Below are 19,947 nucleotides of genomic sequence, written 5' to 3'. Positions count from 1 at the left end.
GCTCCCCCGGTCACACGGTCCGCCCGGTCCGGCGGTACGCCAGCACAGCGTACGAACCGAACGCGAGCAGCCAAGCGGTCAGAACCACGATCGCGCCGAGTGCCGGGGCGTGCCCGTCGGCGACGGAGGTGCCGAGTTCGGCGAAGCGGTTGGTCGGGGTGTAGTGGGAGATCGCGCGCAGCCAGCCGGGGAAGAGGCTGATCGGGAACCACAGGCCGCCGATCACCGCGAGCCCCATGGTGCAGGCCATGTTCGCGACGCCGGTGGTCTGGGAGGTGAGCCCGTAGCCGTTGCCGAGACCGAGCAGGGTGAAGGGGATCGAGCCCAGCCACAGCAGCAGCGCGATCGCCGCCCACTGCCAGGCGTCCAGCCGTACGCCGTTGACCAGACCGCCCGCCGCGAGCACCGCGACGATCGCGGGCAGCACGGTCACCGAACCGGTCAGCGCCCGGCCGAGCACGACCTGCCGCGGGGTCATCGGCGTCACCCGCAACTGCCGCAGCCAGCCGATCGCCCGGTCCTCGGCGACCCCGCCACCGGTGTTCAGCGCGGACCCGATCGCGCCGTAGGCGGCCATGCCGACCATCGCCGTGGCCTTGTAGCCGCTGTCGTCACCGCCGAGGTTCGTGAACAACAGGTACATCATCACCGGCATCGCGACACCGCCGATCACGAAGCCGATGTCGCGCAGGGTCCGGCGTACTTCGAGGCACAGGTAGTCGATCATCGGACGGTCTCCGTCTCGGGGGAGGTGGGAGCGGGGGAGGTGCGGTTCGGGGATGCCGGGGTGGGTTCGCGGCGGGTGCTGTCCGGGCCGGATGAGGCGGTGCCGTCGGCTGCGGGGGCCGCGTCGCGCCGGGCAGGCGGGCTCACGGTCTCCGGTTCGCGGGACGTCAGCGCGAGGAACGCGTCGTCCAGGGACGCCGGCGTGACCTCCAGGCCGCGGATCGCGTTGCGCGCGGCGAGGGCGATCACGGTCGCGTCCGAGTCGTCGGTGCGCAACAGGGCGCGGTCGCCGCGGACTTCGAGGGACCGTACGCCGGGCAGCAGGGCCAGGTCCTCGGTGGCGCGGCCGGCCAGGTCGAAGGAGACGAGGCTGCCGCCGGCCGCGCGCTTGAGCTGCTCGCCGGTGCCGTCCGCGACGATCCTGCCGCGGTCGATGACGACGATCCGGTCGGCGTGCGCGTCCGCCTCCTCCAGGTAGTGAGTGGAGAACAGCACGGTGTGCCCGCGCCGGGCGAAGGCCCGCATCGACTGCCAGAACGCGTGCCGCGCCTCCACGTCCAGCGCCGCGGTCGGCTCGTCGAGCACGATCAGCGACGGGTTCCCGGCCAGCGCTACGGCGAACCGCACCCGCTGCGTCTGCCCGCCCGACAGCCGGTCCACCCGCCGCCCGGCCAGCTCGCCGATACCGGCCAGCTCCAGGGCCCGCGCGACCGGCAGCGGCTTCGGATAACGCCGGGCGACGAAGGCGACCAGCTCGCCGACGGTGACCCGGGGCACCGCCCGCGCCTCCTGCAGCATCGCCCCGACCAGACCGTTCCGTACGGCCAACTCGGGTGCGGCGCCGAAGAGTTCGACCGTGCCGGCGTCGGGCGCGTTCAGCCCGAGCAGCAGGGAGATCGTCGTCGACTTGCCCGCGCCGTTGCGGCCGAGCAGCGCGACCGTCTCGCCGCGCCCGATCTCCAGATCCACACCGTCCACGGCACGCACCGTGCCGAAAGCCTTGACCGCCCCCGCGAAGGACACGGCACGCTCTGCCCGGTCCGCAGCCCCGCTTGCCGACCGCTCCGCCGGCTCGTCTGCCGTCCGGCCCGCGGTCCTGCTTGCCGATCGCTCCGCCGGCTCGTCTGCCGTCCGGCCCGCGGTCCTGCTTGCCGATCGCTCCGCCGGCTCGTCTGCCGTCCGGCCCGCGGTCCCGCTCGCCGTCCGCCCCGCCACCCAGCTTGCCGCCAGGCCCGCCGCCCCACCCGTCTGTGTCATGGCTACGACGCTACGGATCCGGGCCCCTCGCCCGGCAGGTGCGCTTGTACGGACTCGGGCAGGACAAATGTCACGGGTGCCGGTGCGGACGCCGGTGCCGACACCGACCTGACGCACCGTCAGGAGCCTTCACAAGTGCGGGGCGCTCGGCTATACAGAAGGGCGCCGGACTGGAACGCGTTCTAGGTCGGCCCGTGACGACCTCGGTGCGGCCGACGGTGCGGACGGCCGCACCGGGGTCTCTCGCCACCATGACGCACGCCGCCGCCACCGACGTTCGCCGCCACCGAACAGGAGCCCCATGCCGATCGACGCCGCCAGGGCACTCGCCGCCGACCCCCGCTCGGGAGAGATCTCCTGGAACACCAAGGACGTCCAGCTCTACCACCTCGGCCTCGGCGCGGGCACCCCCGCGACCGACCCCGACGAGCTGCGCTACACCCTGGAGTCCCGGCTGCACGTCCTGCCGAGCTTCGCCACCGTCGCGGGCAACGGCTCGCCCGGCGTCATCAGCGGCCTGTCCATGCCCGGCGTCGAGGTCGACCTCGCCCGCGTCCTGCACGGCGGCCAGTCCCTGCGCCTGCACCGCCCGATCCCGGCCCAGGGCACCGCGACCAGCACCGGCAGGATCGCCGCCGTCTACGACAAGGGCAAGGCGGCCGTCCTCGTCATGCGCACCGAAGTCGCCGACGCCGACGGCCCGTTGTGGACCAACGACGCGCAGATCTTCGTACGGGGAGAGGGGGGATGGGGTGGCGACCGCGGGCCCTCCGCCCGTCTCGAACCACCAACAGGCGAGGCAGACAGGGTAGTTGAGCGTGCCATCCGCGAGGACCAGGCCCTCCTCTACCGCCTCTCCGGCGACTGGAACCCGCTGCACGCCGACCCCGAGTTCGCCAAGCTCGCCGGGTTCGACCGGCCCATCCTGCACGGGCTGTGCACCTACGGCATGACGCTCAAGGCGGTCGTGGACACCCTGCTCGACGGCGATGTGACCCGGGTGCGCTCCTACGACACACGGTTCGCCGGAGTGGTGTTCCCCGGTGAGACGCTGCGCATCCGCATGTGGCGGCAGGGCGACACCGGCGCCGGCGCCGGCGCCGTGCGGGTCGCGGTGAGCGCCGTGGAACGGGACGACGCGCCCGTCCTCGCCGACACGATCGTCGAACACTCCTGAGACAAGCCCGAGTTGAGGGGAGCCGCACCATGCTCGCAGCCGTACTGCACGAGATAGGCCAGGACAAACTGGAGGTCCTCGACGACGTCGAGGCGACGGGCTTCGGACCCGGCCGGGTCAGGATCCGGGTGCGCGCCACGGGGCTGTGCCACTCGGACCTGTCCGCGATGGCCGGCGTACTGCCCCAGCCCGCCCCCTTCGTACCCGGACACGAGGGTGCCGGCGAGATCCTCGAAGTCGGCGAGGGCGTAAGCCACTTGAAGCCCGGTGACCGGGTCGTCGTCTGCTGGCTTCCCGCCTGCGGTGTGTGTCCCGCCTGCAAGCGCGGCCAGACCCAGCTGTGCCTGGCCGGGTTCATGAACGCGGGCACCCCCAACTTCAAGCGCCCCAGCGGCGATGTGTTCGGCTTCGCGGGCACCGGCACCTTCGCCGAGGAGGTCGTCGTCGACGCGGGCTGCGCCGTGCCGATCCCCGACGACGTGCCCTTCGACATCGCCGCCCTCATCGGCTGCGGGGTCACCACCGGACTCGGCGCCGCCCTCAACACCGCTGACGTGGAAGCCGGTTCGTCGGTCGCCGTGATCGGCTGCGGGGGCGTCGGCATCTCCGCGATCCAGGGCGCCCGGCTCAAGGGCGCCGCCGAGATCGTCGCCGTCGACCCGGTCGCCTCGCGCCGTGAGGCCGCCCTCAAGTTCGGTGCCACGAGGGCGATTTCACCGGACGAGCTGCCCACGGCCAAGCAGGAGGTCACCGGCGGCGAGGGCTTCGACTACGTCTTCGAGGTCGTCGGCCGCTCCGCCACCGCCCGCACCGCCTACGAGAACACCCGGCGCGGCGGCACCCTCGTCGTCGTCGGCGCGGGCGCCCTGGACGACTATCTCCAACTCAGCATGTTCGAGCTGTTCTTCGACGAGAAGCGCATCCTGCCCTCGATGTACGGCGGGGGAGACGTGCTGCGTTCCTACGAGCGCACGATCGCCCTGTGGCGCGCGGGCCGCGTCGACCTGGAGAGCCTGATCACCCACCGGGTGCCGCTGGCCGACATCAACGAGGCCCTCGACCAGATGCGCCAGGGGACGGCCCTGCGTACGTGCATCGAGATCTGATCCCCGATTCCCCTGTGCTGAAAGGACCTTGATGTCACTGCCACTTGAGGGCCTCTCCGCGATCGTCACCGGCGCCGGACGCGGGCTCGGCCGGGCCGAGGCGCTGGAGCTCGGCCGGCTCGGCGCGGCCGTCGTCGTCAACGACTACGGACAGCCGGGCCGGGACGGTTCGGGGGAGGCGTCCGCCGGTCCCGCCGAAGAGGTCGCCGCCGAGATCCGCGAGGCGGGCGGACGCGCCACCGCCCACACCGGGGACGTCGCCGACTTCCAACAGGCCGCCGAACTGGTCGAGTTGGCGATCGCCGAGTTCGGCGGGCTCGACATCCTCGTCAACAACGCGGGCATCCTGCGCGACCGCATGGTCTTCTCCATGACGGAGGGGGAGTGGGACGCGGTGATCCGGGTCCATCTCAAGGGCCACTTCAACACGACCCACTTCGCGGCCAGGCACTGGCGCGAGCGGTCCAAGGCGACCGGCGCACCGGTGTACGGGCGGATCGTGAACACCTCGTCCGAGGCGTATCTCGCGGGCTCGGCGGGACAGCCCAACTACGCGGCCGCGAAAGGCGGAATCGTCGGCCTGACCACCTCCACGGCCCTCGCCCTCGCCAAGTACGGCGTGACCGCGAACGCCATCTGCCCACGCGCCCGCACCCGGATGACCGAGGACGTCTTCGCCGGGTTCGGGGAGAACGGTGACGGCCTCGACCCCCTCGCACCCGAGCATGTCGCCCCGCTCGTCGGCTACTTGGCCTCACCCGCCGCCGAACGCGTCAACGGACAGCTCCTCGTCGTCCACGGCGGCATGGTCGCGATCGTCGAACGCCCGCACGTGCAGGCCAAGTTCGACAGCAAGCAGGACATCTTCAGCTACGACGAGCTGGACGCCGTACTCACTCCGCACTATGCGGAGCGACCGCAGGGGGAGACGTTCGCGGCGGCCGAGGTGCTGGGACTCAAGCGGGAGCCGGGCACGGCGTAGGGAACGCGGCGGCCCCGCTCGTCAGGAGACGAGCGGGGCCGTGTCGTGCGCGATGGCGCAGGGCGTCCGACGTGTCGTCAGACAGCCGCGTACTTCGACTGCGTGGACTGCTCGGACGGCTTGCGGTGACGGCCGTGGGCGGCCGAATCGCCGTCCTGCGCCGAGACTGGGCCCCGGTGCTTGCCGTGGCCGGAGGCCTCGTGTGTGTCGGCAGACATGGTCTGCCCGGTGTTCGTGTCGTTCATCGGATACTTCACCCCGTAGCAACATGATCCTTCTTACAGCCCGGCGATCTTATCCAGCCGTTCCCGGGGTGAAGCGAGACGGCCTGCCGTCCGGAACGACTTCGTTACCGAGCCACACCACTTCGTTACCCGACCGCCACCCGGCCTTTAAGCGGAGCCTCCCGCAACGGCACCGGACGCGGCGCGACCGGCACCGGAGGATCCGGTTGTGACGGTGCCGACGGTGACGGCGCGGCCTCCCCAGGCGCGCCCCCCGTCCCGTCCCGAACCGGATCCTCCGGGCGTGTTTCCCCCGTACCCCCCACGCCCCCCGCCGCCGCAGGGGATCCCACGTCCCCTGCTTCCCCCGGGCCCCCCGTCCCCCTGGGCACCGCGAACCGCGCCACACCGCACGGCACTTCCCGTGTGGCGTACGGCAGTCGCAGCACCCCGTCCTCGGTCCACAGCCCGGCGCCCGCCAACCACCCCTCGGGCGCCGGGAGTTGGAGCAACTGCCGCTCGGCGGGCCGCCATACGGCGAACCAGGTGCCGGCCGGCCCGTCGACGCGCAGCGCGACCCCGCAGTTCTCCGGCATCAGCACCTGCCCCGGCTGGATCGCGAACGGCGTCACCGTGCAGTCCGGCAGCCGCAGGCACTCCGGGAACCGCACCGGCAGCGTGGAGCCGATGACCCCCCAGCCCAGCCGCTCCTCCCGCCCCGGCGACGGCGCGTCCGAGCTGATGAGGAGCAGCCCGCTGTCGGGATCGGCCGCGAGCAGCCGGTCGTCGCTGTCCGCGGCGATCTGCAGCAGCGGCGACACCTCCCCGTCCCGCTCCAGGTCGACCACGATCGCCTTGGTCCGCCCGCCGACCTCCCGGTCCAGGGCCAGCATCCGCCCGGCCCGGTCCAGCCAGACCCCTCCCGAACACCGCCCCGGGACCATCGCGAGATGCTCCGGCCCGAACGCCCCGCCCGCCACCAGCCACACGGCGGTCGAGCGCCGGCCCACGGCGAGGGCGTACGCCTTCTCGCCCCCCGGCGCGGGCGGCAGCAGCCGTAGCCGGGTGTCGGGGTCCGGGCACTCGATCGCGCCGAGCAGCAGCTCACCCGTGCCCGGGCCGGTCGGGTAGAGCAGCGAGAACGCGTGCCGCCCGTCGACCAGCCGCCGGATGAGCACCCGTCCGTCGCTCATCGGCTGGACCTCGGTGCCGGGTTCCTCCGGCTGGTTGCCGGGCAGGGGCACGGCGTACGGCTCGGGGCCGTCCAGCGTCCACCGCTCCGGGAACAGACAGTCGCCGGCCGGCGCGAGGCGGGCGGCGTACGCCCCGTCCGCGGTGATCGCACACGTGGTGCCACCGTTCCGCGGGTCCCCGCAGTCGTCTCCGCAGTCGTCCCCGTCCTCGTCCGCCGCCGTGGGCTCGATCGCACAGGCCGTCATGGTTCGGTCACCTCCGGCCACGAAACTAGTTTTCGCACGTACGGACGTGGGACCGATGAGCAGCCGCTTCACCAATAAGGGTGGCCAAGTAACGATTCGCCTGAGGAAACCGGGGCGGGTGTGCTGAACGGGGCCGTAGGCCCGCATACGGCGGCTTCAGCGGTTCAGCCGCACAGTGCGGCCAGGTAGCCTTTCCCCGTGCCCCGTCAGTCCGTACCCCGCCTGTCCGAAGTCATCGCCGCGCTGGAGAACCTGTGGCCCGCCGAGCGGGCCGAGTCCTGGGACGCGGTCGGCACCGTCGTGGGCGACCCGGACCAGGACGTCACCCGCGTGCTGTTCGCCGTGGACCCGGTCCAGGAGATCGTCGACGAGGCGGTGAAGCTGGGCGCCGACCTGCTGGTCACCCACCACCCCCTCTACCTGCGCGGTACGACCACGGTCGCGGCCTCCACCTTCAAGGGCCGCGTGGTGCACACCCTGATCAAGCACGACGTCGCGCTGCACGTCGCCCACACCAACGCCGACCGCGCCGACCCGGGAGTCTCCGACGCCCTCGCGGGCGCGCTGGACCTCAGGGTCGTAGGACCGCTCGTACCGGACCCGACCGATCCGGAAGGCCGCAGGGGCCTGGGCCGGATCTGCGAGCTGGACCACCCCCTGACCGTCCGCGGCCTCGCGGCCCGAGCCGCCGAGCGCCTGCCCGCGACCGCGCAGGGCATCCGCGTCGCGGGCGACCCCGACGCCCTGGTCCACCGGATCGCGGTGAGCGGCGGCTCCGGCGACAGCCTCTTCGACGACGTACGAGCGGCAGGCGTGGACGCCTTCCTCACCGCGGACCTCCGCCACCACCCGGTATCAGAGGCCCGCGCCCAGAACTCTCAGACCTCTCAGAACCCTCTCGCGCTGCTCGACGCGGCGCACTGGGCCACCGAGTGGCCCTGGTGCGAGCTGGCCGCCGCCCAGCTCGACGAGATCTCCGACCGCGAGGGATGGGACCTGCGGGTCCATGTCTCCAAGACGGTCACCGACCCCTGGACCGCCCACGCGGCGTCCACCACCACACCTGACAAACCTGGAGCCCCCAACTGAACGCCGCGCCCGCCGACCAGATCCGACTTCTCGACGTCCAGGCCCTCGACGTACGCCTCTCGCAGCTCGCGCACAAGCGCAACTCCCTGCCCGAGCACGCCGAGATCGACTCGCTGACCAAGGACCTCACCCAGCTGCGCGACCTGCTCGTGGCCGTGCAGACCGAGGAGAGCGACTGCGCCCGCGAGCAGACCAAGGCCGAGCAGGACGTGGACCAGGTGCGCCAGCGCGCCACCCGCGACCAGCAGCGCCTCGACTCGGGCGCCGTCACCTCGCCCAAGGACCTGGAGAACCTCCAGCGCGAGATCGTCTCCCTCGCCAAGCGCCAGGGAGACCTGGAGGACATCGTCCTGGAGGTCATGGAGCGCCGTGAGTCCGCGCAGGAGCGCACCGCCGAACTGACCGAGCGGGTCGCTTCCGTGCAGGGCAGGATCGACGACGCGACCGCCCGCCGCGACGCCGCCTACGAGACCCTAGACGCCGAGGAGGCCACGGCCGAGAAGGAGCGCGAGGTCGTCTCGGCCACCATCCCCGCGGACCTCCTCAAGCTCTACGACAAGCTCCGCCAGCAGCAGGGCGGCATCGGCGCGGCCAAGCTGTACCAGCGCACCTGCCAGGGCTGCCGCCAGGAGCTCGCCATCACCGACTTCAACGAGGTCCGCGCGGCGGCCCCCGACACGGTCGTCCGCTGCGAGAACTGCCGCCGCATCCTGGTCCGCACGTCCGAGTCCGGCCTGTAAGGAGCCTGCGCCGTGCGGGAGTTCATCGTCGAGGCCGACGGCGGTTCCCGGGGCAACCCGGGGCCCGCGGGCTACGGTTCCGTCGTCATCGACGCGACGACGGGGGAGACGTTGGCGGAAGCGGCCGAGTACATCGGCATCGCCACGAACAACGTCGCCGAGTACCGGGGTCTGCTCGCCGGCCTCCGCACGGCCCACGCCCTGGACCCGTCGGCCTCCGTCCACGTCCGCATGGACTCCAAGCTGGTCGTCGAGCAGATGTCGGGCCGCTGGAAGATCAAACACCCCGACATGAAGCCGCTGGCGGCAGAGGCGGCCACCGTCTTCCCGCCCGAGCAGGTGACGTACGAGTGGATCCCGAGGGCCGAGAACAAACACGCTGACCGCTTGGCCAACGAGGCGATGGACGCGGGGAAGCGGGGCGGGCAGTGGTCGGCGTCAGACTCAACGGCGGAACTTCGCAGCATAGGCTCGGCTGAGGCTTTTCGGGGGCGCGGGACCCATGCGAAGCCATCCAACGCAGGCTCAGCTGAGGCTTTTCAGCGTCGCGGAACACACGCCGAGCCTTCCAACGCAGGCTCAGGCGAGGCTTTTAAGGGGCGCGGGGAACTGCGCGACCAGCCCCCACCGGCCGCCACTGTGACGACAACGGACAAAACCACAGCCGACACCCGCGCAGCCCGCAACGTAGCGACCCCCCGCGCCGGTTGGGCCCCCGCAGACATGGGCGCCCCCGCAACGTTCGTCCTCCTGCGCCACGGCGAAACCCCCCTGACCCCCCAGAAGCGTTTCTCAGGCAGCGGCGGCACCGACCCCTCCCTCTCCCCCGTCGGCCAGGACCAAGCCACCCGAGCAGCAACCGCGTTGGCAGCCCGAGGCACGATCCAGCACATCATCGCGTCCCCCCTGGCCCGCACAAGGGAGACAGCCGCAGCCGTAGCAGACCGCCTGGGCCTGGACGTGACGATCGAAGAGGGCCTGCGCGAAACGGACTTCGGCGCCTGGGAGGGCCTCACCTTCGGCGAGGTACGCGAGCGCTACCCCGAAGACCTGACCACCTGGTTGGCCGACCCCACGGCCCAACCCACCGGCGGCGGCGAGAGTTTCGCGGACACGGCAACCCGAATCGCCGCCACCCGGGACAAGCTGACCGCGGCCTACGCGGGCCGCACCGTCCTCCTCGTCACCCACGTCACCCCGATCAAGACGTTCGTCCAACTCGCCCTGGGCGCACCGCCGGAGTCCCTGTTCCGCATGGAACTCTCGGCCGCATCGATCTCGGCGGTGGCGTACTACGCCGACGGCAACGCGAGCGTACGACTCTTCAACGACACGTCCCACCTACGCTGAGCGCCGAGGCTTCACGGGCCAGCACTTCGATCCGCCCCCAGTCCCGCGCGGCCACCGCATCCGCCGGAATCATCCAACTCCCGCCCACACACCCGACGTTGGGCAACGCCAGGTAGCCGGGCGCGGAGTCGACCCCTATCCCCCCGGTAGGACAGAACCGAGCCTGCGGCAACGGCCCCGCCAGCGCCTTGAGATACGCCGTACCCCCCGAGGCCTGAGCCGGGAAGAACTTCATCTCCCGCACCCCGCGCTCCAACAACGCGACAACCTCGGACGTGGTCGACACCCCCGGCAGGAACGGCACCCCGGCCCCCTGCATCGTCTCCAGCAGCAGCTCGGTCCACCCGGGACTGACGAGGAACCGCGCCCCCGCCCCCACGCACTCCTTCACCTGCCCCGGAGTCAGCACGGTCCCCGCCCCCACCACGGCCCCCGGCACCTCACCCGCGATCGCCCGCAAGGCCTCCAGCGCGACCGGCGTCCGCAAGGTCACCTCGATCGCCGGCAACCCGCCCGCCACCAGCGCCCGCGCGAGCGGCACCGCATCGGCGACGTCCTCGATGACGACGACGGGCAGCACGGGAGCGAGATCGAGCAGGCCGGAGGAAGGCCATGGCGAGGAAGACATGCCCTCATCCTGCCGAGCCGATGCACCACACGCAAAGCTCATTGCGCACACTGCAACGCACGCGCTCAAAAACCCTCAGTGACGCTTGAAAACCCTCGCTCGAAACCCCTAGTGGATCTCGTCCACCAACACATCCAGCGCCCAAGCCCGCCCCGCCTGCGAAGGCGCCTCCGCCTCCACCACATACCCCAAGTCCCGCAACGCCTCCACCAGCTCACCCGGCGACCCCGGCGCCCCCGCAGAGGTCAGCAGACTCCGCACGATCCGCCCCTTCGTCGCCTTGTTGAAGTGGCTGACGACCTTCCGCGTCGGCGCGTGCAGCACCCGTACGGTCGCCGTCCGCCCCGCGACCTCGCCCTTCGGCTTCCAAGCCGCCGCGTACGCCGACGACCGCAGATCCAGCACCAGCCCGTCCCCGGCGACCTCCGGCAGCACGGCCGCCATCGGCGCCCGCCAGTGCGCGCCCAACGCGCCGAGCCCGGGCAGCCGTACCCCCATCGAGCAGCGGTACGACGGAATCCGGTCCGTCACCCGCACCGCGCCCCACAACCCGGAGAACACGAGCAGCGAGCGCGCGGCGCGCTTCTTCGCGGCCGGTTCGAGCGAGGCCAGGTCGAGGGCGTCGTAGAGAACCCCCGTATAGATCTCCCCGGCGGGCCGTGCGCCGGCCGTCCGCAGGTCGACGTTCTTCGCGATCTCGCCGCGCAGTCCCTCGCTGAGCCCGAGGACCTCGCGTGCCTTGTCCTCGTCGGCGGCGCACAGGTCGACGAGTTCGTCGAGTACGGCCGCGCGGGCGTCGGCGAGTCCCGGCAGGGAGAGCGATTCCGGCTTGAGGGGGGCACCGCGGCCGGAGGAGGCCTTGCCTTCGGACGGCGGCAGCAGGACGAGCACGGCGGGTTTCTCCTTAGGGGACTTCTGGGGGGGGAACTTCTGGCTCACGTGGGGCTTGCGTCAGCGTAAAGGGTGCGGGTCTGCGGATTGTGCCTACGCTCGTGTCATGCCCAGCCGCCGTATCCGGGTGACCGGCGCCCCCGAAGCCCCGCTCCGCGCCGCCCTCACCGCACTCCGCACCGAACTCGGCGTACCCGAGAGCTTCCCGCCGGAGGTACTGGCGGAGGCGGAACGGGCGGCGAAGTCCCCGGTGCCGCCCGCCGAGGACGCCACCGGCATCCCCTTCTTCACCATCGACCCGCCCACGTCCATGGACCTGGACCAGGCGATGCACCTGTCCCGTAGGGGGAGCGGTTTCCGGGTCCGGTACGCCATCGCCGACGTCGCCGCCTTCGTGGTCCCCGGCGGCGCGCTGGACGCGGAGGCCCACCGGCGGGTCACCACCCTCTACTTTCCCGACGAGAAGACCCCGCTGCACCCGCCCCTGCTGAGCGAGGGCGCCGCGAGCCTGTTGCCGGACGTGGCCCGGCCGGCGGTGCTGTGGACGATCGACCTGGACGCGGACGGCCGTACGTCCGCCGTGGACGTCCGTCGCGCGCTCGTCCGCAGCCGGGCCAAACTCGACTACGCCACCGCGCAGCGGCGCATCGACGCGGGCACCGCCGAGGAGCCGCTCGCGCTGCTGAAGGACATCGGCGAGGCACGCGAACGCCTTGAGGTCGAGCGCGGCGGCATCTCGCTCAACGTGCCCGAGCAGGAGATCGTCGAGCGCGACCACACCTACGAACTCGCCTACCGCGCCCCGCTCCCCGCCGACGGCTGGAACGCCCAGATCTCCCTCCTCACCGGCATGGCCGCCGCCGACCTGATGCTCACGCACGGCACCGGCGTCCTGCGCACCCTGCCCACCGCCCCCGACGGCGCCGTCGGCCGTCTGCACCGCACCGCGCACGCCCTGCACATCGACTGGCCGCACCACATGTCGTACGCCGAACTCATCCGCTCCCTCGACCCGCACCTCCCGCACCACGCGGCCTTCCTCCAGGAGTGCACGACCCTGCTGCGAGGCGCGGGCTACACGGTCTTCCGCGACGGCAACCTCCCGCCCGTCACCACCCACGCGGCGGTGGCCGCCCCCTACACCCACTGCACAGCGCCCCTACGACGGCTCGTCGACCGCTACGCCGCCGAACTCTGCCTGGCCCCCTCCTCCCCACCCGCCTGGGTCCTGGCCGGCCTCGACGCCCTCCCCAAACAGATGGCCGACGGCACCCGCCTCGCGGGCACCGTCGAGCGCGAGTGCGTCGACATCGTCGAGGCGGCGCTGCTCAAGGACCGCGTCGGCGACCTCTTCGACGGTTATGTGGTGGACGTCGAGGAACGCCAACCCACCGTGGGAAAGGTGCAGTTGGACACCCCGGCCGTCGTCGCCCGCCTCGAAGGCGGCACGACCCCGCTGCCGTTGGGGGAGCGGCTGCGCGTCCGGCTCACCCAGGCGGTCCCGGGGACGTCGAAGGTACGGTTCGCGCCCGCCTGACCGCGTCCGCAAGGGTTTCTACGACGAGTGCGGCGTCGTCGGCGTGGAAGTGGACGGTGTCGACCTCCCGCCGTCGGCCGAGGAGTGTGAAGTGGGCTACGGGCTCGGTGAGTTGGAGGGTGACGGAGGTGCGGAAGCCGACGGGGAGATCGAGTTCGCCGTCGGACCGGCGCCGGGCCACCTGCAACTCGCCCTCGGCGGAGGCGATATGACCCAGCGGGACGATCACGTCCGCGCGGGCGGCCCGGCGGAGCCGTAGCCCCTGGTCGTCCAGCAGGTGCGGGCGGGCGACGGCGGCCGCGTGCAGGGCGGCGACGGACGCGACCGCGAACAGGCCCAGGACCGGCACCACTTGGTGGAGGACCGGTGAGTCCCGCAGCAGTACCGACATGGTGAGCGTCTCCAGGACGCACGCGAGCGCCGACCCGGCCACCAGGGCCCGTCGCGCCCGCGCATACCCGAACACCCGCCCGCCGCCTGCCCAGTTGGTCCTCATGGGGTCAGTTCAGATGCTGACGTCGCGGCAGTGTCAAGCGCCAAGCGGCGCGCCGAACCAGAGTCCCAGTGCCTCCGAGGGGTCGTCCTCGGTGCCGTCCGTGTCCGACGCCCAGGCGGTGAACCCGTCGGGGCGCACCAACAGCCCGGCCAGTTCCGGGTGTTGGGGGCAGCTGGTGGTCAGCACGTCGACCAGGCCCTCGTAACCGGCCGCGCGGGCCCGGAGTTCGGGGTCGTCGGTGAGGTCGAGGAGGAGGGCGCGGCCGGTGTGGAGGTGGTCGCCCAGGCGGGTGCCGTCGGCGAGTTCGAGGTCGGGGGCGCTGCGGCCGGTCAGCGGGTGGTCGCCGGGGAGGTCGTAGCGCTGCCAGGCGCCGGAGATCCGCTTGACGAAGTACGTCGTGCCGTCGACCGTCCCCGCGAGGTCGCTGATGATCCCGCGCAGGGCACGGGCGTGGGCGTCGGGGCGCATGACCGCGATCTGGGCGCGCGTCCAGTCCAGCACCCAGGAGCCGATCGGATGCCGTTCCGCGGTGTAGGTGTCCAGCAGGTCCACCGGGGCCCGGCCGCTCACCACCAGGGCGAGCTTCCAGCCGAGGTTCATCGCGTCCCCGACACCGAGGTTGAGCCCCTGTCCGCCGAACGGCGAGTGCACATGCGCCGCGTCGCCCGCGAGCAGCACCCGGCCCGAGCGATAGGTGTCCGCCTGACGGCAGTTGTCGGTGAACCGGGTCGCCGTGTGCAGCGCGTGCACGGTGACGTCGACTCCGGTCACGCGGCGCACGCTGGCCTGCAACTCCTCGGTGGTGACCGGGGATCGACGGTCGGCGGGCGGCCCGTCGAACTCGATGGAGACCATCCGTCCCGGCATCGGGCCGTAGGTGTACATCCCCGTGCCGGTGGCGTTCCAGCCCTTGCTCAGCCCCTCGGTGCCGGTCATGCCGGCGATCGCCTGGTAGCCGGTGATCTCCGGTGCGGTGCCCGGGAATTGGATCCCGGCGAATTTGCGGACAACGCTGCGGCCGCCGTCGCAGCCGACCAGCCAGCCGGCGCGAATGGTCTGCGGCGCGGAGCCGTCCGTAGGCGCGAGGTGGACGATCACGCCGTCCCCGTCGCCGTCGGCGTCGTAGCCAATCAACTCGACCTGCCTGCGCACCTCGGCGCCGAGTTCGCCGGCACGCCGGCCGAGCAGCCGCTCCAGCGGGGCCTGCGGGACGAACCGGCCGACCTCGCCGGGCGGACCGACCTCCGCGAAGGCGGGGTCCGACGCGTCGAGGAGATCGGCCCGCAGCGTGATCCCGGCGAAGTGCCCGGCGGACTTCGGCGGCGGGGCGGCTCCCTCGCCGCCGCTCTGCGTCCGCAGGAACTCCTTCATGCCGTTCGCCGTCTCGACCTGCACCTCGGTCAGCGCTGGCAGCAGCCCCCGCCGGTAGAGGGAGACGGCGGTGAGGGTGTTGATCCCGCCCGCCTTGATCGTCTCGTCCACCTCGGCCAGCCGCTCCGCGACCAGCACCCGCGCCCCGCCGAGCCGCAGCTCACAGGCGAGCAGCAGCCCGATGGGTCCGGCTCCGGCGATGACGACGTCGTAGTTCGTGTCGGTGTTCATGCCTTAAGTGTAGTCACTAAAAAATTATGTTGGCTACACTGTTCTCGTGAACGAGAGCGCGAGTGAGAACAAGGGCGTGAGCGAGAGCAAGGACGCGGCCGAGCTGCCGCTGAGGGAGCGCAAGAAGCGGGCGACCCGGCAACGCATCTCGAACGTCGCCTCGGCGCTGTTCCGGGAGCGCGGCTTCGACCAGGTGTCGGTGGCGGAGGTCGCGCGCGCCGCCGAGGTGTCGACGATGACCGTCTTCAACTACTTCCCGCGCAAGGAGGACCTGTTCCTCGACCGCATCCCGGAGGCGGTCGAGATGTTCAGCGGAGCCGTACGCGACCGCGCCCCCGGCGAGACCCCGCTGGCCGCGCTCCGCCGCCTCGCCCTCGAACTCCTCGACCGGCGCCACCCGTTGGCCGGCCCGGACAGCGGATTCCCGGACTTCTGGGAGGTCGTGGCCGACTCGCCCGCCCTGCGCGCCCGGGGCCGCGAAGCCCTGGAGGAGATCGAGAACGCCCTGGCCACCGCCCTCGCCGAGACCGCCCCGGACACCCCCGACCCCGCCCTGACCGCGGCCCTGACCGTCGCCGCGTACCGCACGGTCTACGTCACCACCGCGCGCCGCGTCTTCGCGGGAGAGGGCGCGGAAGGACTCGTAGATGATCATCGGGCACGGATCTGCGCGGCCTTCGACGCGTTGGAGCGGGCGCTCACCCCGGCATGACACGCGGCCCCCGCGCGTTGCACCCTGTGGAGGAAGGGGGTGCGGCCGGTGAGCGCACGTGAGCAGGCACTGTGGACGAGGGCGAGACTGGGCCGCAGTGGCCCGCCGCTCGACCTCCTGACCGCCCGCTTCGACCGGCACGTCTACGCCCCGCACGCGCACGAGGAGTTCACGATCGGCGTCTGCGTCGGCGGCTCGGAACTCATCGACTACCGCGGCGGCCGCATCCGCGCGACCCCGGGCTCCATCGTCGTACTCGCCCCCGGCGAAATGCACACCGGCGGCCCGGGCAGCACCACCGACGGCTACGCCTACCGAGCCCTCTACGCCGACCCCGCCCTCCTCACCGACGGCATCCTCGGCGCCGCTCTCCCGCACTTCCGCGAGCCGCTCCTCGACGACGCCGAACTGGCCGTGGCACTGCGCGCGGCGCACACCCAACTCAGCGCCTGCCCCGACCCGTTGGAGGCGGAGTCCCGCCTCCCGTGGCTCCTCACGGCCCTCGCCCGCCGCCACTCCACATCGAGCCCGGCACCGGACGAGATCCCGGGCGCGGCCTGGGTGGCCCACGCGGTGAGGGACCGCCTGGCGGACGAACTGCTGACCCCGCCGTCGCTCTCCTCCCTGGCGGCGGACTTCGGCCTGTCCCGCTACCAACTCCTCCGCGCCTTCCGTACGACGATGGGGATACCGCCGTACGCCTGGCTCGCCCAGTACCGGGTGACCCGGGCGCGCGGGCTGCTGGAGGCGGGCGGGCGGCCCGCCGAGGTGGCGGCACAGGTGGGCTTCGCGGACCAGGCGCATCTGACGCGGTGGTTCCGGCGGGTGCTGGGGGTGACGCCGGCGGCGTACCGCAACAGCGTTCAAGACTCCCTATGAGGGGGCGGCGCAGACTCGCCGTATGACTGCACGCGGCTGGTTCCTGTTCTCCCTGATGGGAGTGGTCTGGGGCGTCCCCTACCTGATGATCAAGGTGGCGGTGGACGCCCCGCTGTCCCCGTCCATGGTCGTCTTCACCCGCTGCGCCCTGGGCGCCGTACTCCTGCTGCCCTTCGCCCTACGACAGGGCGGCCTCGCCGGCACACTCCGGACGCACTGGCGCCCGATGCTGGCCTTCGCGTGCATCGAGATCATCGTCCCGTGGTTCACGCTGACGGACGCGGAACGGCACCTGTCCAGCTCTACGGCGGGACTGCTGATCGCGGGCGTACCGATCGTGGGCGTGGTGACGGCGAGGTTCTTCGGCGACGCGGAACGGCTGGGGGCGCGACGGGTGGCGGGCCTCGCCCTGGGCCTGTCCGGGGTCACGGTCCTCACGGTCCCGCACCTGACGGGCGGCGACGCGCGCTCGCTGGCGGAGGTGCTGCTGACGGTGCTGGGCTATGCGACGGCGCCGCTGATCGCGGCCCCCCACCTGAAGGACGTCCCGACACTCCAACTGACCGCCCCGTGCCTGGCGTTGGCGGCGATCGTCTACGCCCCCGCGGCGGCGCTCACCTGGCCGTCCTCGGTCCCGTCCCCCCAGGTCCTGGCGTCCCTCGCCGGCCTGGGCGTGATCTGCACGGCGGTGGCGTTCGTGGCCTTCCTGGAACTGATCAAGGAGGTCGGCCCGACGCGTTCGACGGTGATCACGTACGTCAACCCGGCGGTCGCGGTGGCGGCGGGCGCGCTGTTCCTGGGGGAGAGCCTGACGGTGGGGATCGCGGTGGCCTTCACGTTGATTCTGGCGGGGTCGGTGCTGGCGACGGCGGGGTCGGGCGGATCGGGGGGATCGTCGGGGTCGGGCGAACCGGTGAGGTCGGCGGTTCCGGGAGAGCCGATGGGATCGGCGGTACCTGGAGGATCGGCGGGATTGGGTGAGCCGGTGGGGCCGTGAGGTCGGTGGGGCTGGTCGAACCGGCGAGGTCGGAAGGGTCGGCGGGACGGGGTGAACTGTGGGGCCGTAGGGATCGGCGAGGCTGGTCGACCGGTGGGCCGGAAGCATCGGGCGACGGTCGAGGGGGCGGCGCCCGCCCGGTAGCATGGTCGACACGGCAGACGAGCCGGGCGGACGGCCGCGTGGAGTGCCCCTAGGGGGACTTCCCGAGGAACGTCCGGGCTCCACAGGGCAGGGTGATGGCTAACGGCCACCCGGGGTGACCCGCGGGACAGTGCCACAGAAAACAGACCGCCCGGCGCTTCGGTGCCGGGTAAGGGTGAAACGGTGGTGTAAGAGACCACCAGCGCCTGAGGCGACTCAGGCGGCTAGGTAAACCCCACCCGGAGCAAGGTCAAAAGGAGCGGCCGCCTCGCAAGAGGCGCGGCTCTGCGCGGACGTTCGAGGGCTGCCCGCCCGAGTCCGCGGGTAGACCGCACGAGGCCGGTGGCAACGCCGGTCCTAGATGGATGGCCGTCGCCGGGGGGATCGTGAGGTCCTCCCGGACACAGAACCCGGCGTACGGCCCGGCTCGTCTGTCGGTAGGGCTCTGACCTGGACTTATGGCCTGGGCAGGGCCCTTTCCTGTGTCCGGTGGTTTCCCGCTTGTACCTGCGAGAGTTCCTGGGAGTTCCCGTGGATGTGTGCACGCGTTGGCCGGGAGCCGGGGCTTCAACCTGGACCTGTGAATTCGGGCTCTGTGCGCTCTCGTGGTGGCCGGAGTCGCGGCCTACGCCTCGTATGTTCATCAGCGGGAGTTCGCGCTGCAGGGTGGGGCCGATACGGTCAGTGCTTCGTTGTGGCCGTTGTCCGTGGACGGGCTCCTGCTCCTGGCAACGGTCGCCCTGCTGAAGCCCGCAGCGCCGCACGCGCGCCGGGCGAAAGGCGCGGTGTGGGTAGCTTTCCTACTGGGGATCGCGGTCTCGCTGGCGGCGAATATCGCGGCGGCGCCGGCTCCGGAGTGGAAGCCGGTCCTCGTCGCCGGATGGCCTCCCGTCGCCTTGTTGCTGTCGGTGGAACTCCTGGTACATCGCCCGGTTGACCGGCTGGATGTGACGACGGGCCAAACGGGAGAGGGAGGCGGCCACACGAAGGGCGAGCTGTTGCAGCAGGACGACGATCCGTTGCCGCCGCGGGCTCGCATGGTCGATGCCCGGCGCCGGGAACTGCATCAACGACCCGTTTCGGCCGAGATGCTGCGAAAGGAACTGCGCCTCGGCGCGAGGTGATCGAGACAGTTGGCCGCGCTCGTACGGGGGGAGCCGGAGTGGCGACGGCGCGACAGAGGTGTTCCGTAATTGGGCAAATGAACCGCAGGGGCAGAGGGCGTCCAGAGGCTAGGCGAGGTTGTCGGTTGTCTCGGTAGGGGTGGCCGTGCTGAGAGTTCGGAGCGCGCCGAGGGCGTTGACCCGCTGGTCTTCCAGGTCGTTGTAGATGTGGCGGAGGGCGGTGGCCTAGGGGCCGTCGGCGGGGCAGTTCTGGGCCTGTTGCAGGAGATTGTGCTGGCGGCGGGAGACGTCGCTCAGTAGGAGGTGCAGCCGGTCGCGTTCGCCTTGGCGTGGGTGGCGTCGCGGTGTTGGGCGGGTTCGAGGGTGGTGCCCAACGGATCGGGCCGGTGGGGGCAGAGCACATGGTCGGTGTAGCAGGCGGCGAGCGCGTCCAGCAGGAGATCCTCGCGGATGTAGGCAGTTTTGGGGCGGCCGGTGTAGGTGTCGGGTCGGCCGCGGTTGTTGGCTCGGGGCTGGCAGCAGTAGTTGGTGATGCCTTTGCGGTGTTTGCCGAACATGCGCCGGTTGCAGGCGTGCAGGAGCATGCCGCATAGCACGTAGGTGTGGTTCGTCTGCGGATGGGCGTTGACGGTGTCCCTGGTCCGGAAGCCTCGGTTGCCCGGCGGTTTCTGGGTGAGGGCGTCGTACGTCCACTTGGGGATCAGTGGTTCGTGTACCGATTGGGGTGACCACACCCACAGAACAGGGTGGGGGCGTTGTAGGCACCGCTTCGGGAGCGGCTGGCGTGCCGTGCGCGAGGGCCGGCCAGCCGAGAGGAGCATCAGGACGAGGGTGGTGGCTCCGAATG

General features: G+C 71.7%; 20 protein-coding genes and 1 other RNA gene. 12 read left to right on the top strand and 9 right to left on the bottom strand.

All coding sequences use genetic code 11. From position 1 onward, the window contains the following. Positions 1-10: 10 nt before the first annotated feature. Both ACGFY9_RS23400 and ACGFY9_RS23395 read right to left on the bottom strand, forming a co-directional pair. A complete protein-coding gene (locus tag ACGFY9_RS23400) occupies positions 11-727 on the bottom strand; it encodes an ABC transporter permease (RefSeq protein ID WP_393756980.1) in 717 nt (238 codons plus the stop codon). Further along, the gene (locus ACGFY9_RS23395) at positions 724-1,749 is read right to left on the bottom strand and encodes an ABC transporter ATP-binding protein (protein WP_393756978.1); all 1,026 of its coding nucleotides are present in this window, start codon (positions 1,747-1,749) and stop codon (positions 724-726) included. The genes ACGFY9_RS23400 and ACGFY9_RS23395 overlap by 4 nt, the downstream gene beginning before the upstream one ends. A 535-nt stretch (positions 1,750-2,284) precedes the next feature. Here ACGFY9_RS23395 and ACGFY9_RS23390 point away from each other — a divergent pair. The 3 genes from ACGFY9_RS23390 to ACGFY9_RS23380 are packed head-to-tail and all read left to right on the top strand — an operon-like array spanning position 2,285 to position 5,248. Next, positions 2,285-3,160, top strand: a complete 876-nt coding sequence (locus tag ACGFY9_RS23390; RefSeq protein ID WP_393756976.1) for a MaoC/PaaZ C-terminal domain-containing protein — start codon at positions 2,285-2,287, stop codon at positions 3,158-3,160. Positions 3,161-3,189: 29 nt separating this feature from the next. Beyond that, complete coding sequence (locus ACGFY9_RS23385) at positions 3,190-4,266, top strand: Zn-dependent alcohol dehydrogenase (protein ID WP_393756974.1); 1,077 nt, start codon at positions 3,190-3,192, stop codon at positions 4,264-4,266. A gap of 31 nt (positions 4,267-4,297) precedes the next feature. Continuing rightward, positions 4,298-5,248 (top strand): 3-oxoacyl-ACP reductase, encoded by a 951-nt coding sequence (locus ACGFY9_RS23380; protein ID WP_393756972.1) that lies wholly within the window; start codon positions 4,298-4,300, stop codon positions 5,246-5,248. Positions 5,249-5,325: 77 nt separating this feature from the next. Here the strand turns inward: ACGFY9_RS23380 and ACGFY9_RS23375 are convergent, their stop codons facing one another. Together ACGFY9_RS23375 and ACGFY9_RS23370 are read right to left on the bottom strand one after the other, a co-directional pair. Then, positions 5,326-5,493: a hypothetical protein gene (locus tag ACGFY9_RS23375; RefSeq protein ID WP_393756970.1), complete on the bottom strand. Its 168-nt coding sequence runs from the start codon at positions 5,491-5,493 to the stop codon at positions 5,326-5,328. Between the two features lie 125 nt (positions 5,494-5,618). Then, positions 5,619-6,911: a hypothetical protein gene (locus tag ACGFY9_RS23370; protein WP_393756968.1), complete on the bottom strand. Its 1,293-nt coding sequence runs from the start codon at positions 6,909-6,911 to the stop codon at positions 5,619-5,621. A gap of 198 nt (positions 6,912-7,109) precedes the next feature. Between ACGFY9_RS23370 and ACGFY9_RS23365 the strand changes: the two genes are divergently transcribed. The 3 genes from ACGFY9_RS23365 to ACGFY9_RS23355 are packed head-to-tail and all read left to right on the top strand — an operon-like array spanning position 7,110 to position 10,090. Then, positions 7,110-8,000, top strand: a complete 891-nt coding sequence (locus ACGFY9_RS23365; RefSeq protein WP_393756966.1) for a Nif3-like dinuclear metal center hexameric protein — start codon at positions 7,110-7,112, stop codon at positions 7,998-8,000. Further along, the gene (locus tag ACGFY9_RS23360; protein WP_393757410.1) at positions 7,997-8,740 is read left to right on the top strand and encodes a zinc ribbon domain-containing protein; all 744 of its coding nucleotides are present in this window, start codon (positions 7,997-7,999) and stop codon (positions 8,738-8,740) included. Before ACGFY9_RS23365 ends, ACGFY9_RS23360 begins: the two co-directional genes overlap by 4 nt. 12 nt (positions 8,741-8,752) lie before the next feature. After that, positions 8,753-10,090, top strand: coding sequence for a bifunctional RNase H/acid phosphatase (locus ACGFY9_RS23355; RefSeq protein WP_393756964.1), 1,338 nt, complete (start codon positions 8,753-8,755; stop codon positions 10,088-10,090). Here ACGFY9_RS23355 and ACGFY9_RS23350 read toward each other — a convergent pair. Further along, positions 10,065-10,718 (bottom strand): bifunctional 4-hydroxy-2-oxoglutarate aldolase/2-dehydro-3-deoxy-phosphogluconate aldolase, encoded by a 654-nt coding sequence (locus ACGFY9_RS23350; RefSeq protein WP_393756963.1) that lies wholly within the window; start codon positions 10,716-10,718, stop codon positions 10,065-10,067. The two genes, ACGFY9_RS23355 and ACGFY9_RS23350, sit on opposite strands and share 26 nt — an antisense overlap. Before the next feature lie 108 nt (positions 10,719-10,826). Then, the gene (yaaA, locus tag ACGFY9_RS23345) at positions 10,827-11,609 is read right to left on the bottom strand and encodes a peroxide stress protein YaaA (protein WP_393757408.1); all 783 of its coding nucleotides are present in this window, start codon (positions 11,607-11,609) and stop codon (positions 10,827-10,829) included. A gap of 106 nt (positions 11,610-11,715) precedes the next feature. Here yaaA and ACGFY9_RS23340 point away from each other — a divergent pair, with 106 nt between their 5' ends. Beyond that, on the top strand, positions 11,716-13,146 hold the full coding sequence (locus ACGFY9_RS23340) for an RNB domain-containing ribonuclease (RefSeq protein ID WP_393756961.1): 1,431 nt from the start codon (positions 11,716-11,718) through the stop codon (positions 13,144-13,146). Here ACGFY9_RS23340 and ACGFY9_RS23335 read toward each other — a convergent pair. Together ACGFY9_RS23335 and ACGFY9_RS23330 are read right to left on the bottom strand one after the other, a co-directional pair. Next, entirely contained in the window at positions 13,097-13,642 is a 546-nt protein-coding gene (locus ACGFY9_RS23335; RefSeq protein WP_393756959.1) for a hypothetical protein, read from the bottom strand. The two genes, ACGFY9_RS23340 and ACGFY9_RS23335, sit on opposite strands and share 50 nt — an antisense overlap. 33 nt (positions 13,643-13,675) lie before the next feature. Beyond that, a complete protein-coding gene (locus ACGFY9_RS23330; RefSeq protein WP_393756958.1) occupies positions 13,676-15,244 on the bottom strand; it encodes an FAD-dependent monooxygenase in 1,569 nt (522 codons plus the stop codon). Positions 15,245-15,290: 46 nt separating this feature from the next. On the opposite strand from ACGFY9_RS23330, the gene ACGFY9_RS23325 reads away from it, so the two are divergent. The 5 genes from ACGFY9_RS23325 to ACGFY9_RS23305 all read left to right on the top strand — a co-directional run bounded on the left by ACGFY9_RS23325 (position 15,291) and on the right by ACGFY9_RS23305 (position 19,100). Then, positions 15,291-15,956: a TetR/AcrR family transcriptional regulator gene (locus ACGFY9_RS23325; protein ID WP_393756956.1), complete on the top strand. Its 666-nt coding sequence runs from the start codon at positions 15,291-15,293 to the stop codon at positions 15,954-15,956. 48 nt (positions 15,957-16,004) lie between these two features. Then, the gene (locus tag ACGFY9_RS23320) at positions 16,005-16,835 is read left to right on the top strand and encodes an AraC family transcriptional regulator (RefSeq protein WP_393756954.1); all 831 of its coding nucleotides are present in this window, start codon (positions 16,005-16,007) and stop codon (positions 16,833-16,835) included. Between the two features lie 22 nt (positions 16,836-16,857). Beyond that, on the top strand, positions 16,858-17,832 hold the full coding sequence (locus tag ACGFY9_RS23315; RefSeq protein WP_393756952.1) for a DMT family transporter: 975 nt from the start codon (positions 16,858-16,860) through the stop codon (positions 17,830-17,832). A 162-nt stretch (positions 17,833-17,994) separates the two neighbouring features. Next, positions 17,995-18,410: RNase P RNA component class A (gene rnpB / locus ACGFY9_RS23310), an RNA gene on the top strand. Positions 18,411-18,560: 150 nt separating this feature from the next. Beyond that, the gene (locus tag ACGFY9_RS23305; protein WP_393757406.1) at positions 18,561-19,100 is read left to right on the top strand and encodes a DUF2637 domain-containing protein; all 540 of its coding nucleotides are present in this window, start codon (positions 18,561-18,563) and stop codon (positions 19,098-19,100) included. Positions 19,101-19,393: 293 nt separating this feature from the next. On the opposite strand, the gene ACGFY9_RS23300 is transcribed toward ACGFY9_RS23305, so the two are convergent. After that, positions 19,394-19,834 (bottom strand): hypothetical protein, encoded by a 441-nt coding sequence (locus ACGFY9_RS23300; RefSeq protein ID WP_393756950.1) that lies wholly within the window; start codon positions 19,832-19,834, stop codon positions 19,394-19,396. Positions 19,835-19,947 lie beyond the last annotated feature (113 nt).

The sequence above is a fragment of the Streptomyces sp. NPDC048504 genome, assembly GCF_043200035.1.
GTDB lineage: Bacteria > Actinomycetota > Actinomycetes > Streptomycetales > Streptomycetaceae > Streptomyces.
This window is presented reverse-complemented; position numbering and strand designations above follow the sequence as displayed.